The sequence below is a fragment of the Nocardia sp. NPDC049149 genome, from assembly GCF_043197455.1.
Taxonomy (GTDB): domain Bacteria; phylum Actinomycetota; class Actinomycetes; order Mycobacteriales; family Mycobacteriaceae; genus Nocardia.
In genome coordinates, this window is sequence record NZ_JBICTD010000009.1 from 187,528 (window position 1) to 203,194 (window position 15,667).

Annotated in this window: 14 protein-coding genes; 5 read left to right on the forward strand and 9 right to left on the reverse strand. The window is 65.6% G+C overall.

Annotated features, from left to right (window positions below):
- Nucleotides 1-186 precede the first annotated feature (186 nt).
- The gene (locus ACGFNJ_RS32425; RefSeq protein WP_393456904.1) at nt 187-1,443 is read right to left on the reverse strand and encodes an APC family permease; all 1,257 of its coding nucleotides are present in this window, start codon (nt 1,441-1,443) and stop codon (nt 187-189) included.
- Between the two features lie 306 nt (nt 1,444-1,749).
- Between ACGFNJ_RS32425 and ACGFNJ_RS32430 the strand changes: the two genes are divergently transcribed.
- Nucleotides 1,750-2,247: an excalibur calcium-binding domain-containing protein gene (locus ACGFNJ_RS32430; protein WP_393456907.1), complete on the forward strand. Its 498-nt coding sequence runs from the start codon at nt 1,750-1,752 to the stop codon at nt 2,245-2,247.
- A gap of 87 nt (nt 2,248-2,334) precedes the next feature.
- On the opposite strand, the gene ACGFNJ_RS32435 is transcribed toward ACGFNJ_RS32430, so the two are convergent.
- On the reverse strand, nt 2,335-2,676 hold the full coding sequence (locus tag ACGFNJ_RS32435; protein ID WP_393456910.1) for a hypothetical protein: 342 nt from the start codon (nt 2,674-2,676) through the stop codon (nt 2,335-2,337).
- Between the two features lie 365 nt (nt 2,677-3,041).
- On the reverse strand, nt 3,042-4,193 hold the full coding sequence (locus tag ACGFNJ_RS32440; protein ID WP_393456913.1) for an alpha/beta hydrolase family protein: 1,152 nt from the start codon (nt 4,191-4,193) through the stop codon (nt 3,042-3,044).
- A 213-nt stretch (nt 4,194-4,406) separates the two neighbouring features.
- Between ACGFNJ_RS32440 and ACGFNJ_RS32445 the strand changes: the two genes are divergently transcribed.
- Nucleotides 4,407-5,123 (forward strand): TVP38/TMEM64 family protein, encoded by a 717-nt coding sequence (locus ACGFNJ_RS32445; RefSeq protein WP_393456916.1) that lies wholly within the window; start codon nt 4,407-4,409, stop codon nt 5,121-5,123.
- Nucleotides 5,124-7,110: 1,987 nt separating this feature from the next.
- Here ACGFNJ_RS32445 and ACGFNJ_RS32450 read toward each other — a convergent pair.
- Nucleotides 7,111-7,635, reverse strand: coding sequence for a CAP domain-containing protein (locus ACGFNJ_RS32450; RefSeq protein ID WP_393456919.1), 525 nt, complete (start codon nt 7,633-7,635; stop codon nt 7,111-7,113).
- A 398-nt stretch (nt 7,636-8,033) separates the two neighbouring features.
- On the opposite strand from ACGFNJ_RS32450, the gene ACGFNJ_RS32455 reads away from it, so the two are divergent.
- A complete protein-coding gene (locus ACGFNJ_RS32455) occupies nt 8,034-8,867 on the forward strand; it encodes a hypothetical protein (RefSeq protein WP_393456922.1) in 834 nt (277 codons plus the stop codon).
- A gap of 250 nt (nt 8,868-9,117) precedes the next feature.
- Here ACGFNJ_RS32455 and ACGFNJ_RS32460 read toward each other — a convergent pair whose 3' ends face one another.
- From ACGFNJ_RS32460 to ACGFNJ_RS32475, 4 genes are all read right to left on the reverse strand, one after another.
- Nucleotides 9,118-9,636 (reverse strand): GNAT family N-acetyltransferase, encoded by a 519-nt coding sequence (locus ACGFNJ_RS32460; RefSeq protein WP_393456925.1) that lies wholly within the window; start codon nt 9,634-9,636, stop codon nt 9,118-9,120.
- A gap of 410 nt (nt 9,637-10,046) precedes the next feature.
- Complete coding sequence (locus ACGFNJ_RS32465; protein WP_393456928.1) at nt 10,047-10,745, reverse strand: methyltransferase family protein; 699 nt, start codon at nt 10,743-10,745, stop codon at nt 10,047-10,049.
- A gap of 186 nt (nt 10,746-10,931) precedes the next feature.
- Complete coding sequence (locus ACGFNJ_RS32470) at nt 10,932-11,768, reverse strand: SMP-30/gluconolactonase/LRE family protein (RefSeq protein WP_393456931.1); 837 nt, start codon at nt 11,766-11,768, stop codon at nt 10,932-10,934.
- 87 nt (nt 11,769-11,855) lie between these two features.
- On the reverse strand, nt 11,856-12,245 hold the full coding sequence (locus tag ACGFNJ_RS32475; protein ID WP_393456934.1) for a sigma factor-like helix-turn-helix DNA-binding protein: 390 nt from the start codon (nt 12,243-12,245) through the stop codon (nt 11,856-11,858).
- Between the two features lie 112 nt (nt 12,246-12,357).
- Between ACGFNJ_RS32475 and ACGFNJ_RS32480 the strand changes: the two genes are divergently transcribed.
- Both ACGFNJ_RS32480 and ACGFNJ_RS32485 read left to right on the forward strand, forming a co-directional pair.
- The gene (locus ACGFNJ_RS32480; RefSeq protein WP_393456937.1) at nt 12,358-13,266 is read left to right on the forward strand and encodes a LysR family transcriptional regulator; all 909 of its coding nucleotides are present in this window, start codon (nt 12,358-12,360) and stop codon (nt 13,264-13,266) included.
- Nucleotides 13,267-13,367: 101 nt separating this feature from the next.
- Nucleotides 13,368-13,919 carry a cysteine dioxygenase gene (locus tag ACGFNJ_RS32485; protein WP_393456940.1) on the forward strand — a complete coding sequence of 184 codons (552 nt, stop codon included), beginning with the start codon at nt 13,368-13,370 and terminating at the stop codon, nt 13,917-13,919.
- 47 nt (nt 13,920-13,966) lie between these two features.
- Here ACGFNJ_RS32485 and ACGFNJ_RS32490 read toward each other — a convergent pair whose 3' ends face one another.
- Nucleotides 13,967-15,655: a hypothetical protein gene (locus ACGFNJ_RS32490; protein WP_393456943.1), complete on the reverse strand. Its 1,689-nt coding sequence runs from the start codon at nt 15,653-15,655 to the stop codon at nt 13,967-13,969.
- Nucleotides 15,656-15,667: the final 12 nt, after the last annotated feature.

Here is a 15,667-nt window from a genome sequence, read left to right on the forward strand (position 1 = left end):
ACGCCCAGCGTTGTAGCGGCCACACGCTGGCCGTCCTCGAATACTTGGCCGTCCTCGAGCACTTGGCCGTCCTCGAGTACTTCGCCGCGTGCCCATGAGACTCCCGGTGGAGCGGCCCCGCGGCTCCTCGACCAGAGCGCCGCAGTTCGCGCCGCGGTTGAACCGAGCGGTTGATCCCCCGGCAAGCTAACGGCGCGATAGTGCGTGTGCGCGGAACGCGTAGATGGCGGCACCGACGCCGATTACCGCAGCGCCGGTCAGCACCGACGATCCGGGGAGGGCGCAGCCCAGCGCCAGGCAGCCGATCAGTCCGATGACGGGAATCGCTCGCGCAGGGCGGTTTTCGGCACGAGACAGGGTCAAGGCCGAGGCGTTCGCGATCGCGTAGTAGAGCAGCACGCCGAAGGAGGAGAAGCCGATCGCCGCGCGCAGGTCGGCGGTGGCTGCGGCGACGGCGACGATCGCACCGACAGCCAGCTCCGCGCGGTGCGGCACCTGGAAGCGCGGATGGATCGCCGCCAGCGCGGGTGGGAAATGCCGGTCACGGGCCATGGCCAGCGTTGTGCGGGAGACGCCGAGGATCAGCGCGAGCAGCGAGCCGAGGGCGGCGATCGCGGCGCCGACGCGGACCACCGGTTCCAGCCATCCGGCACCGGCGACGTGCACGAGAGCCGACAGCGGCGCGGTAGCCGCGGCGAGGCGGTCCGGACCGAGCACGCTCAGTGCCGCAACCGCGACTGCCGCGTACACGACAAGAGTGATGCCGAGGGCCAACGGAATTGCGCGCGGAATGGTTCGGGCCGGATCACGCACTTCTTCGCCGAGGGTGGCGATGCGGGCGTAACCCGCGAAGGCGAAGAACAGAAATCCTGCGGCCTGCAGAATACCGAAAGCGGTTATGTCACTATCGAATTCCAGCCGACCCCCATCCATTTCGGGGGAAGTAAGGGCCGCGACAACGACGGCGGCAAGCACCGCGATGACCACTGCGACGATGATGCGAGTCAGCAACGCCGACTTCTGCACGCCGCCATAGTTCACCGCGGTCAACCCCACCACTGCCGCGACGGCCACGACATGGGCGTGGCCGGGCCACAAATAGCTGCCGACGGTCAACGCCATGGCCGCGCACGACGCCGTCTTGCCCACCACGAAACTCCAGCCCGCCAAATATCCCCAGAACGGCCCCAACCGCTCGCGCCCGTAGACGTAGGTTCCGCCGGACGCGGGGTATCGGGCGGCGAGCCGCGCGGACGACGTCGCGTTGCAATAGGCGACCACCGCGGCGATCGCCAACCCGATCAGCAGACCCGACCCCGCCGCATGGGCGGCCGGCGCCAGGGCAGCGAAGATGCCGGCCCCGATCATCGCACCGAGCCCGATGACCACCGCATCCCCGACGCCGAGCCGGCGTGCCAGTTTCGCCGAAACATCTTCAGTCACAACAAGTTCCTCATGGCACTCGATTCTCGAGGGTGTTCCGTTGCGCCGGATGCTCGTATCCGGGCACAGCACGTCCGTTGTTCGATGGATACGCGTCGCGCCTGGCGCCCAATAGACTTCGCCTCACCAACGAACGCGACAGCGCGACAACAAAATCGAGCACTCCTCCCGTGCTACCGTCTGCGTAGCTATCGGCACATCCCAGGGGGGACAGCGAGTGCGGGATACGAAGCAGGCCGACACCACGCGCCCAACAATCGTCCACAACGCGATCGCGCGTACCCGGCTGAATACAAGGCATACAACATGACAACCGCACCGCGTCGTTACGCAATCGCCGCAATCCTAATCGCTGCAACCACACTCGGATCCGCCGCATGCAGCGCCGAGACCACTCCTGCACCAAAGGTGACCCCATCGGCCACCCTGACCACGCGCACCCAACCGACAACCACCACACCAGCATCCACCACCCGCCCTTCGACTTCAGCGACGACAGTCCCATCGCAACCACCCGTCCCGCCACCACCGGCCGAGACGACCGCGCCGCAACCACCCGCACCACAACCGGCCGCGCCACGATCAGCTGTGCCACAACCACCCGCACCACAACCATTTGTGCCACAACCTCCACCCGCCCCCGAACCCCCACCTCGCACAACACCCCCTGCCCAGCCCGCCCCAAGCGTCTACTACGCCAACTGTGCCGCCGCCCGCGCCGCCGGCGCTGCCCCGCTGCACCGTGGCGACCCGGGCTACAGCGCGAAGCTCGACCGCGACGGCGACGGAGTCGCCTGCGAGTAAACAGAACCAACACGGCCCGCCCGGTCGCAAAGCACTTGTTCGTCAACTGCCCAACCGAGGCAGTTCGCCCAGCGAGCGAGGTTCGCCCTACCCCGGTTCGTTGTAGAACAGCCGCCCGAGCAGTTGACGCATCGGCTGATCCAGCGGCTTTCCACCGGTGTCGAGGCCGGGCGCCGGATTGCCCGCGAATCCCGCGATGAGCTCACAACGGCCGTCGATGGTCGTGGCCCAGACTTCGGTATCCGCAGGCCGCCAGATGACCACCGCATCCGGATAGTGAGTCAGCTCGGCCGACATCGAATCAGGTCCGCGAAACGACAGCACAACTTTCCCTTCCTCAGGAAACTCGTACTGCATCGCTTCCGGCTCGATCACGATCACGAACTGATGACTCGCGGGTTGCGCCGCCACCGTCAGCTGGAACTCCATCTGCCAATCATGCCGGTGTGCCCAAACATCCGCCGGGGGCCGCCGTATGCGCTGCGTCGCATGGCGCGCTATTCAGTTGGTCATCCGAATACTGGGAACTGGTGGCGGCATCGAGAGAAGCCACCTGCACCAGTTCCCAGTGATCACTTGTCCAGTGGCGGTCGAGGCCCGATCGCGGCCGCCCTCGCGAGATTCGGTTCGTGCGAGTGGCCAAGTTGCGGAGACGTCCCCCTCAATCGGGACGCGGCAACCTGCAGCGCTGCACCGAGTTCGGCCGTGGCGGCCATGTCCCTGTGCTGGAATGCCCGAGCTGCTGGTCGAAGAAGTCCGTGCCTTCTTCCGACCGCTGCGCTGGGGAGCGGCCGTTAGGGATTGTTGAAACGGACCTCTGGGTAGGCCGGGTCTTGATGGTCGAGCAAGGGTTGGGGGATTCCACGGAGATGGTGGTCGAAGAAGGCGGCTACGTAGGCGCGGGTGATTTCGACGGCACGCTGGCCGGACAGCGAATCTTGGGGCGTGGCAGCTTGTTCCAGGAGCATCGGGGTGTCGATGAAGGAGCTGTGGTTGGTGCCGACCACGGTCAGCCAGCGCTTCCAGTCGGGGAGTTCCGACCAGGCTCGGTCCCAGCTGGGATCGTGGCCGCCCGGCCTGGTTTCGGCATCGGTGCCGAACAGCAGGAACGGGCGGTCGCCCAGCGCCGACATCGGTGCGGCGCCGAAGAAGGTGCCGTCCATGTTCAGTCCCGCGCGGACACGTTGATCGGTGGCCATCGTCTCCGCGGTGGCGGCGCCGCCGATGGAGTGACCCGCCATGCCGATGCGGGTGCGGTCGATGAGGTTGGCATGCGGCCAGCTCGGTTGCGGGCCGGTCAACCGATCCAGCAGGAATGCCACATCACGAGCCCTGGTCTCGGCAACGGTGGTGAGCGGCTCCCCTTCGTCGGTGCGTTGGCAGGCAACGCACGTCGACATCCGGCCGCCAGGGAACTCGGTGCCGAACGATTCACCGGCATGGTCGACGGCGGCAACGATATAGCCGCGGCTGGCGAGCTCCTCGGACAGCGCGGTGAGCGTGAAGCGCGGCGCGGTGAAACCCGGCGAAAGGACAACCAGCGGATGCGAACCGTCAACCGGCGCCGCCCCTTCGACACTATTGGTGTGCACCGACGCCAGCACTTCGGCGGGCACCTCCTTGTCGAGCCCCAATCCGACCAGCATCGCGCGGCTTTCGGCGGCACTCGCGTACGGCGCGTGCGCACCACCACCTCGCTGCGCCGGGTAGTACATGCTGACCATCAGCTCCCGCGGCGTGCCTGGCGTCCACGGATCCGTGCGACCGGCGTCTACCAGATGAAGAACATCTCGTCCGACCGCCGACTGCCCTGAAGGCATGAGCACCGGCTTCGGGTCGACCGCAGCGGACTCGGTCGATGACGGCGTGTCCGTGGTCCCCGATGAACAGGCAGCCACCAAAAGTGCTGTCGCCAGGGCAAGCACGAGTGCAGCGGCGATGCGCATCGTGGTGAGCTCCTCTCCGATACCTGCTCGGCGCGAGTCGCCGACACCCCGATCCTCACCGCCGAACCACACGGCAATGACAGGACAACGGCAAAACCATGTAAGAACTCACCGCCGACCGTCGGTACAGCGACCGAGTCGAAATAAGCAGCACCTGCACCGCCAGACCACGTCCGCCCCCGCGCCACAGGTGCAGGCAGGATGAGGCGCACCATGACTGACAACGACGCCCGCCGCGGCCGACGGCGAGACATCGCGCGACTCGCCCTGCTCGCCGCGTTCCTGTTCGTGATGTTCTACCTCGTCGCCGTCGCGCGAGTGATCGACATCGACGGCGTGCGCAGCTTCATCGCGGCGACCGGTCCGGCAGCACCGTTGATCTACGTGCTGGTGTCGGCGGCCCTCGGCGCCATCTTCGTCCCCGGTCCGATCCTGGCAGCGACAAGCGGCCTACTCTTCGGACCACTGCTCGGGACGTTCGTGACACTGGGTGCGACGGTAGGCACCGCGATGATCACCAACCTGCTCGGGCGGCGGGCCGGACGCGACAGTGCGCGCAGACTGCTCGGCGCCGAGCGAGCCGAGCGGGTCGACGCACAGATCGAACGGCGCGGTTTGTGGGCGGTCGTCGGACAACGTTTCGTCCCAGGCATCTCGGATGCGTTGGCCTCCTACGTATTCGGCGCACTCGGAATCCCGTTGTGGCAGATGGCCGTCGGCGCGTTCATCGGATCGGCGCCGCGCGCATTCGTCTATACCGCACTCGGCGCATCGATCGGCGACCTCTCAGCACCATTGGCCTACACCGCGATCGCAGTGTGGTGCGTCGTCGCAATCATCGGAGCCTTCGCCGCCCACCGCGGCTACCGAACCTGGCGAGACGCCCGCCCCCACACCACACAGTCACCCAACCCAGATCCAGCCGACTGACCCCCGACGCTGCCCACACCCCGCCAACCCCACACATCGACCACTACTCTCCGGCTTCACCCGTCCGAGATCCGCACCCCTTCCGTGCATCCGCACCCCTTCTAGCAGCCCGCAACCAGTGCGAATCCACAGAACGAGTGCGGATTTCGACCCTTCGGCCGTGAACCCCGAGCTCGCGCGTGACTTGACGTAGGAATTGCGCTCTCGACCCACACTGCAGCATCGGTCAAGGGCATGTTCCGTAGGTCAAGTGCGCCAGGACGAAACCAAAGGTGACAGAACCCATTGGTGGGCACGAACATTCGACATCTTTGATCTCGAAGTTCTCGAAACGGGAGCACAGCCAAGTAACCCGGCTGGGACTGGACGACGCGTGATCGACTGCGGAGGTCAGCCGGGTACGGCAGGCGAGGCAACCACGCTATCCGGTGCAAACCCTTGGCTGCCGAATTCACAGGAGACCGTGGACCCGAAGGAGCTCTGCCTTCGCCGAGCCCAAAGCGGCACGGGCGCAGTCCAACCCGGCCCGTGGGGCGCGGCCTCGGACGGGTGCGGCTTCGGGCGGGCGCGGCTTTGGGGGTTGGTGCGGGTTTCGTAGGGCGGGTTGCGTTTGGGGTGGTGGTTTATCCGCGGGTTGGACGGTTTCCTGGCGAGCGGGACGGTTTCGGGGTTTGCACTGGATAGCGTGGTGGCGTCGTGTGCCGTTCCCGGCTGACCTCCGCAGTCGCTCACGCGTTCTCTTGTTCCAGACCGGGTTGCTTGGCTGTGGTCCGGTCCAAAGATTTTCGGGGAAGTGATCTCGAGGCAGGTTGACGGGAGTCCAATGGTGGGCATCTCGGCGTGTACTGCCGCCATATGACTCCCGTCAACGGCGGTGAGCAACCATTTCACTCCCGTCAACGCGGGCGGCAACCACTTCACTCACGCCAATCAGGTTCAGCAACCATTTCTCTCACGCCAACGAAGCTCGGCAACCATTCGACTACCACTCAAGGCGGCTCGGCAACCACTTCTCTCACGCCGATGCGAGGCTTGCGACCTCAAAGGAGGGTTCGGCGCGAGAGTTGGTGCAGCCATGCCCCGTTCGCGTGGGTGGTGGTTCACGAGTGGTACATGGTGGAGGCGTTTGCGGCGTGTCGCCTCCACCATGTACCACTCGTGCGGGTGCGTCTCACCGAGTGGGACTTGGCCGAGGGTTTCGGCCTATTCGCTGACAGCCGTACCGTCGGGTGGACGCGGGTGAAGCGGCCTCGCGAGTGAGTCGGCGCCGATACCTCGAATACCTGCCACCGAAGTCGAACGCTCGCCATCGAACTCAGCATCCAACGCCACAGCTCCCTCGCCTGCCGACAGCTCAACCAACTCCTGTCGGACCCAACCGCTGTTGCATCGCGGGCATGAACCCACCCAACCCCCGAGATGGCCGCACCCACTGGACCCCGTTGAGCCAACAGTCCCCGCTGCGGGACCAGCCCAACCATCCCATCCACACACCAAATCCCCACCCAAACCCCGACATTGTCGCACCCACAAGACCCCGTTGACCCAGCAGGTCCCCCGCTGCCGGACCGGCCCAACGACAGCACCACCACCCACGCACCACGCACCACGCACCAACACTGCCGCACCACAAGACCCGTTGGCCCAGCAACCCACCGCTGCCGAACCGGCCCAACGACAGCACCACCCATCCCCACCCACGTACCAAACCCCAACACTGCTGCACCCACAACACCCGTTTGGCCAACAGTCCACTGCTGCCGGACCACCCCAACCACCACCACCCACGCACCAAACCCCCACCCCACCCCAACCACCAGTAGCGATAGGTCGGCAACCAGCCGACCTATCGCTACAAGGAGGCCCCGCTCCCAGCACGGAACCCACGCTATCCATCACACCAAGCGCAAATCACCATCCCAAGAATCCGAAATCAAATTCCCGCCGACAATGAATTCACACCCGACTCCCCCAAAGCACCAACCATTCACTGCCGTGGAGACTGATTAAACCCCTGCCCTCTGGACGTACCGAAATCCTGCGTCCAATAGGGCGTACCCTTACTACTCTTGGCAAATCCGACGCCGATATCACGCAGCGAACAATTGAGAATATTCGCCCGATGCCCCGGACTACGCATCCACGCACCGACTACAGCAGCAGGAGTGGATTGGCCCGAGGCAATATTCTCTGCCCAGGTGTTGGCCTGGTAACCCGCTGCCTTGATCCGGTCACCGGGACTGCCCTTGGACGAGTTGTGATCCAACCGGCCACGGGCGGCCATGTCTTCCGTGTGCGCCTGAGCGGCCTGGGTTAGTCGCGTCTCCGCCTTCAAGGCAGGGCATCCCGCCTTCGCGCGCTCGGCGTTGGTGAGACTGACCACCGAGCCTGCGGCCGACCGATCCTGCGGCGCCGCCAGCGCCGCAGGGCCGGAGGCGATAAGCCAGGCCGAAACGGAAGAGATGACGAGACAAGTAAGTGAGGCGCGGCTGAAAGGTGATGAAAAACGCATAATTCAAACCCCTTGGTTCGTATTACGGTTGAATAACAGTAGCACTGTAGCGCGAGCACAGGCAAGGTCACAGTGCCTGCTCGAGACACCGTGGCGGATAGTGGCAATCAGGGTGCTACCGCCCGGAAGATTCGCAGCAATAATGGCGCGCAGACGATCAACCGTCCGATACGATGCGGGACATCCGAAATTGGGCGCAGCTCAGGACGCCGGACGTATTCGATCTCCACTACTACGCACACCATGGGCGGACGTGCGCGAATAGCGGCGACGGATCCGGCGACACCGGCATGCGGCCACAACTGAAACGATCAATCCGTCACTAAGGACAACCACTGATGGGCAAACACAACGCAAGGCGGAACCCGCAAGGTTCGGTGCGATTGGCCATGCTCTCTATGACCGCCCTGATCGCCACCGGAATCGCCACCCAGCACGGGCCGTCGCCCGAGAATCAAGCGACGATGCTGACGGCCACCTTGACCGAACTACCCCCGGCGCCGGTCACCCCGAAGACCGACACGCAGCATTCGGTGGCAACGGACCAGCCGATACATCCGATAAAGCCGGCCGCCGATGCGGCGGCACCACGGCACAAGAAGGATCAGCCGACCGACCGCGAAGAGGCAGGGCGACCCGGACTCCCACTCACGCCGTTCGAACGGCCGATGACGGCTATACCCGGCCGCAAGATCGCGCCTAATCCGCGTCTGCAGAGCGAGCCAGGCCCCCAGCCCAGCACTCAAATAGCCGTTCCGCCTATCGATCTCACGGGACTGCTGACCAACATCACCGCGGCACTGAACGCGGGAGCGGCATTCGCACAGGGTCTCGGGACCGGCAGCGCGGCCCTCGACACCGGGGCGACCACGCCCGCCGCACCGACCAGCACGGAAAGCGACACTGCCGACGACACGGCCACCACCGAAAGCACCCCCGCAACGCCGAGCACCCCCACCCGCAAGACCCAACCAGCCGCTCCGGCATCGGATCTCGCGTCACTGCTGGCGACCGTCACCAACGCACTGAAAGTGGGAGCAGCACTCACCCAAGGCCTGGAATCCGGCAGCTCGCTCCTCGGAACCGGCAGCGCAGTCCTCGGCAGCGGTAGCTCGCTCCTCGAACCCGGCAGCGCGGCCCTCGGGAGCGGTAGCTCGATCGCCGGCGCAGGCAGCTCGGTCCTCGCCCCATTGCTCGTCCCCCTCAGCGCCGCAGCATTGGCCTCCGCTTGATCCGCATGCCTCGTGGACTCCCATCGGACCGCCCGGTCCGATGGGAGTCGGCTGCAGTGACCGCAATCCCGACATCCCACACGTCGAATCCGACTGTCCACCAACCCATCTGACCGACCGAGTCTGGCCGGCCGCTTCTCACCGGCTGCATCTCACCGGCCGCGCCTCACCAACCCCCTCTAACCGAGCGGAACTCACTGCGGCGCACAAAGATTCCCGGCCGCACCGTCCACGAGCAGCAAATCGTCCTCTACGCCAGGGCCAAATAGAGCACGTCGACCGGATCATCACCGTTCGTCATCCGGCACCCGGCCTCCCGCCACCCCCACCGACGGTAGATCTCCCGAGCCGGCGCACCCGGGTTGGCGCAGAGCACCGCGAACGGCTCGGGCCGCCCCCGCAACACCTCGTCCATCAGCGCCCGCCCGAGCCCTCGATTCTGGTGATCGGGATGCACCGCGAACTCCATGACCGCTAGCTTTCCGGCCGCGACGAGCTTCGGGTCCGGCAAGATGTGCGCGTCGGTCCACCACTCCCCCGACACCATCGGATAGCCGTACACCATCCCGATCAGGGTGTCGCCGTCGAGCGCCTGCGCGAGCGTGAACCCCGGCCGATCGAGCTCGGTCGTCAGCAGCTCACGAAAACGCGCAACATGTTCCGCCCCTTCGAAATACGGCGGCCCACCGAACACGATTCGGTACAGTTCGACCACCGCATCGAACTGTTCGATCGCGCTGTCCCGGCCCCCACATACGATTTTGCGCACCGTCGCTCCATCCACCAACGCACTTGGCCACCGTGCGTCACCGAACTTCTGCCACGACTGTATCTTCCGCCACCGACCTGACGGCGAACGCACGCTCAGCGCCGGTTGCGGGACTCCGTCGAGGCGATCACCAGCGACAGCCGGTACGTGGCCCGCCCAGCAGTGCAGACACACTGCTGGGCGGGCCGCTTCCCCGTACACCCAGTGAACGCCGCCACGTTCTCATGGGCACAGCGATACTAACCTGTGCGAACGGTCGAACCCTGGCACGCCACTCGGGCAATCTGAAATCCATTCGAAGGCGCACGCGACCTCCACGGACTTCGCGCCGCTCAACGCCGCTTTCGGCGCGTACGCCCGCCCAGAACTGTGCCACGCTCGCCCCAGGCGGCGGAGCGCCCAGGTGGTGCTTACCAGACGTACGGGACCAAACGGTATTCGACCCTATCGAGGTAATCGGCGTAGCCGGGAACCATCTGCCGCATGGCCCTCTCCATACACAAGAGAGCCACCACGTTCAGCACCAATACGACAGCGAAGGGCACCAGACCCCACCAGGATCCGAGGGCAACAGGCATCGCGCCCTGGTAGAGGAGGATCCCGGTCTGCAGCGGGGATCGGACGACGGCGAAGGGGCCGGTCGAGATCACCTGCCGGTCCCGCTTCTCTTCCGTGATCGCGGACGACCAACGGATCTTCTCCCGGCCCACGCGGTAGGTGATCAGTATGCCCGCGGCGAAGAGGAGAGCGGCGGGAAGGCTGACCCAGGGCGGTACCGACGACCAGCCGAACCGATGGTCGACGCCGGGGAGGATCAGCAGGGCGACGAAGGCAAGCCCCGCAATGGATTCGACGATCCGCAGAGTCGCCGTCTGGCTCCAACTTCTGTCCTGCGAGCGTTCCGAGCTTCGCTGCACGGGTAGCAGTTCATGTCGCACGATGCAGCCCAGGATCATCAGGCCGACGCTGCCGAGCATCGCCGCCATCAGGAGCCACGCCTGCCAGTAATGCACCGTCCAAGCCGAGAGGAAGAGGATCACTCCCATCATGGCGACCGCCGTCATCGTTGCGAAGTAGTACACCGCAAAGGTCCGGTAGTTCCTGTTCATTGCCTACTCCGACGACAACAGGCGGCAGCGTCGGATGCGACGGTGCGTGCCTACATCGAGGCTAACAAACCGGCGGTCGGTTCACCAGCTCGAGAAGACGCAAACACCCACCGCCACAACATGATTCGACATGTTTCGGAATGTCGTCCCGGTCCCAGGGACGGGCCGGCGGATCGAGTGGAGCGATCAGGGCCAACCAGCTCCTGGGGCGGGTGCCGGGAATGCGACGACTTGCCCTGTTGGACCGGCGGATTCGGAGTCACCGAAGTTCTGACCGACAACATAGAGCCGCGGTTCGGAATCCCGGCTGAGGGCGCAGGCGAAAGCACCACGGTCCCATTTGACAGTGTCGGATATCGCACCGCCTTCGGTCACCCGAACGCAATGACTGTTCCCGACATCGGCGTACCAGACCGCGCCTTCGGTGTCGACGCAGATCCCGTCGGGATGGTCGCCGGGAGTTTCGGCCCAGACGCGGCGGTTGGTGAGGGCGCCGTCGGCACCGATGTCGAAGGCGCTCAGGCAATTCGCGTAAGACTCGGCGACGATCAACGTGGCGCCGTCCGCGGTGATCGCCATCCCGTTCGGAAAGGCGAGGTTGTCGGCAACCTGGCGGACCTCACCGTCGGGCGTGACATGAACGATGATGCCAGGGGCGAATTCCCCACCGGGAAAGTCGAATCCGATGTTGTTGACGTAGGCGTTGCCACCGGCATCGACGACGATGTCATTCCACGGCTTGTCCGAGATCGCGGCCAGGTCGGCGTGCGTGCCGAGTGTTCCGTCCGGACCGCGGCGGAGCAGCCGCCGCTGCGCCGAGTCGACGACGAGAAGCTCCCCGCCGGGCAGGAAGTCGATACACATCGGGAACGACGCGACGTTCACGATGACCTCTGCGTGATTCTCGGCGTCGAGCGCGATCACTTGATTGGCGCCCCAGTCGGAGAACCAGAGTCGTCCCTCGTGCCAGCGCGGGGATTCGCCGAAGACGACCCCTTCCAGCAAAACCTCAGGTGTATGCACGGGCAGCCTGCCTTTCTTCGATGTAGTTGTGCAGACGTCGTGTGGTTCGGAAATTCATCGCCCGCGGCGCTCGGCGGCACGTGTTGCTTAGTTGACGATGCCTCGCGGGTCTCTATTGGTGTGGAAGCCCCACACCAACCGACCCGCAAAGGAGCCTCGACCATGGCACACACCTCGCGACGGCGAGCGACCGCGAAGCCGAGCGACCGCGCGGAGGTCCGCTGATGGGTATGACAGCGTCAGCATGCCGATCAGCGCAGCCAGATCAGCCCGCTCCAGCGCGGAGGCGTAACGATCGACCAACTCGCGAACGCGCGCGTCCCCGAGTGCCCGCAATGCGGTCTGCTGACTCTGCTCAGGCACGCGCTCGTCGAGCAGGCGGCGAGCGCGTTGCAGCGCGCTGTTCACCGCGGGCACAGTGACCTCCATCAGCTCGGCGACCTCACGGGCCGAGTAGCCGACCCATTGTCGTGACAAGCGTATGCCCGCTGGCAGACAACAACCCGGGGCCGCCCGACCATCTCACGCGCTCCATAGCCGACCGCGGTGAATTGCTATGGGCCACCACAGAAATGCTTATGGTTGGGCCATGTTCGACTCACGGCACATCCGGGTTTTCGACGAGGTGGTGCGGACCGGTTCCTTCGCCGCCGCGGCCCGGGCACTCGGTTACACCCAGCCCGCGATCAGCCAGCAGATGAAGGCGCTCGAACGGTCCGTCGGCACACCGCTGTTCGTTCGGGTCGGCAGGGGGCTGCGGCTGACCGACGCGGGTGACGTACTGGCCAAGCACGCCGCCGACATCCTGGGCACGATCTCGGCGGCACAGCAGCAGATGACGGCGATCACCAGGCTGAAGTCGGGCCGGGTGCGGGTCTGCGCGTTCCCCAGCGCCTGCGCGACGCTGATTCCTTCGGCGGTGGCATCGATCAAGTCGAAACATCCCGGCATCCGGATCGAATTGTTCGACGCGGAACCGCCCGATTCGGTCGAGGCGCTGCGCCGCGGGGACTGCGACATCACGCTGGCCTTCACCTACGACGCATCGGCCGAACAGCCGGAAGCCGATGACCTGTACAAGGTTTCGCTGCTGGACGATCCGCTGATCGTGCTGCTCCCCAAGGGACATCCGCTGGCGCGGCGGCGCACCGTGGAGTTGGCGCAGCTGGCCGAGGAACGCTGGATCGCGGGATGTGTGCGCTGCCGAAGCCATTTCATCGAATCGTGCGCGACGGCCGGGTTCGCACCGCACATCGACTTCACCACCGACGACAACCTCGCCGTGCAGAGCCTGGTCGCCGAGGGGACCGGCATCGCGATGATGCCGAACATGGTGCAGTCCTTCATCCGTCATCCGAAGGTGGTGAGCCGCCCGGTGATTCCGGCCGACTCGAGGACGGTGGCCGCCTACACGCTGTCGGGCCACCAGAAGATTCCGGTCACCCGGCTGATGATGGACGCCATCCAGAGTGCCGCCAATGCGATGAGTTCTCGATGAAATCTGTTGCCAATCACCATGTTCCATCCATAAGGAGAACTTTGAGATCGGCAAGAATGTCTAAGTAGACCGCAAGAGTAGCTGCGTCGCATCCTGATCACATGTCCCCCAGCAGCATCCTGAGCACCTCGACCCTCGCCGATCTCGTCTGTGCGGTACGGGAAGTCGTCCAGCTCGAACGCCCGCCGACCGATGCCGCACAACTCGTCGCCGACCGGCTCGAGCGGTTCCTCCAGCAGCCGGACCTGCTGCCCGCCGAATACCGCGAAGGCGACCCGAACCGGTACCGGCAGCACCTCGTGCACACCGAACCCGACGGCAGTTTCTCGGTGGTGGCCATCGTGTGGCGGCCCGGCCAGCAAACGCCGATCCACGACCACGTCGCGTGGTGCGTCGCAGGCGTCTACGAGGGCGCGGAATCCGAACAACGCTTCGAGCTCCGCGGTGCGGGCCCGACCGCCCGCCTGGTCGTCGTCGCCGACGTCGTCAACGACGCCGGATCCGCCTGCGGCTTCGCCCCACCCGGCGACATCCACCTGGTCCGCAACAGCGGCACCTCGACGGTGATCTCGATCCACATCTACGGCGCCAACATCGGCAAACTCGGCACCAGCGTCCGCCGCGAATACCACCTGCCCATCGCGGACGCCTGACACCGTCGGCACCCGAATCATCAGTACAGAAACCTGATTCACCCGCGCTAGCCGGCCACCTGCAGCGTGATGACCACGGTCGTCAGCACGAGCAGACACACCGCGAGCAGGACAACTGCCGCCAGGACTACCCGGCGCCGGAGCACTTGCTTGCGATGCCGAGCCAGCGATACGGCGACGAATTCCCGGGTGAGCCGGTTCGTCGAGCCCGGCCGCCTGATCAGGTCGGCGGCATCCTCTAGTCGGGTTCTGGTGTACAACAAGGTGTCTGGGCGGTCCTCACGCACCCATTGCCGAGCGTCCGCCTCGATCCGCTGCCGCGCCGGTGCGAATTCCTTTTCCTCGGCGAGCCAGCCGACCATCCGCGGCCAGGAAGTCAGCACCAGATCGTGCACCAGTTCGATATCGGCGTTGCGCCGCACCACGATCCGGTCCTTGATCATCCGGGCCAGCACGATTTCGGTGTAGCTCGGATCCTCGGACTCCTCGAGCAGGACGATCTCCGGAACCGGGTGCGAATGCACGGCCGTCGGACCGGCGATGGTCAGCGCGGTCATCACGTAACGCACCACCTGGCGCTCGAAATCGCTCAGGCCGGACCAGATCAGTTCGGAGCGGTCCGCGAACGCCCCTGCCACACCACCGGTTTCGCGATAGGCGGCCAGCGTCAAGGTCCGACCACGCCGGTTCTCCCATGTCGCGGCAAGGACATACGACAACGTGGCAAGTCGCACCGTGTTCTGCGAGTCGAGGATGGTCAGATCCTGCAACAGGATCTCGATCAGGCTGTCCTCGACCCGAAGCCCGGTGGCCGCGGCGGGCCGGACGATGGCCTCGCGCAGTTCCGGATCTGCCATCGGTTCGAGCACCATCGACCGGTTCCGCACGGCCGTCATCAGCAACGAGTTCTGCGACAGCTCCGGCAGATACGCGGTATCGACCGCGAGGACGATCGTGGTCGGCGGTTGCGCATCAGGCGCGGCCAGCGCCGCAAGCTCGGCGAGGAACTGCCTGCGCAGCTCCTCTCTGGTGCACAGGGTGTACAGGCGTTCGCCCTGATCGATCAGCAACAGTCGCCGACCCGCCGACGATGTGCGCGCGAGCGCCGTGTGCAGGGTGAACACCGGATCGTCGTTCGGGGTCATGCGGATCGGCGTGCGCAGTCCCGGATCGGCTTGCAGCCCGGCGGCGAGCAGGGACGATTTACCGACGCCGCGGGTGCCGAGCAGCAGGACCAGCGCCGTCGTACCGCTCTCCTCCGCCGCCGAAACAAGCTGGTGCAGTTGAAATCTCGCCTTGTCACGGCCGAAGAACAGCTCGGCGTCGTCGGCGCGATAGGCGGAAAGTCCGCAATAGGGCTGTCGATTGGCATCGACAACGGTCGGCTCGGCCCGCGCCGCCTTCCACTCGGCGTGCCAGCGGGCCGGATCGAGCAGGGATCTGTCGATGCGCGGGTCCTCGGCGGCCCGGCGACGGCCTTCCGAGATGAGCACATCCAGGACGGGGCGCACTGAGTCGAACGTGGCCGGTACTCGATTGCCGCGGCGCCAGTCGCTGATCCGTTGCGCGGTGATCGGTCTGGCCCCTGGTCGGACGCGCGCATTCGCCGCGCGCAGTACCGATTTCACCGGGGGGTTTCCGACGACGGTGAAGAGGGCGTCGAAGCGGGCGGAGAAGCCGTCACCACTGGTGGTGTCGTCGGCCCGCCCGCTCGACCTGTCGGGAGGCTGGGTCATGCTGTCGTTCAC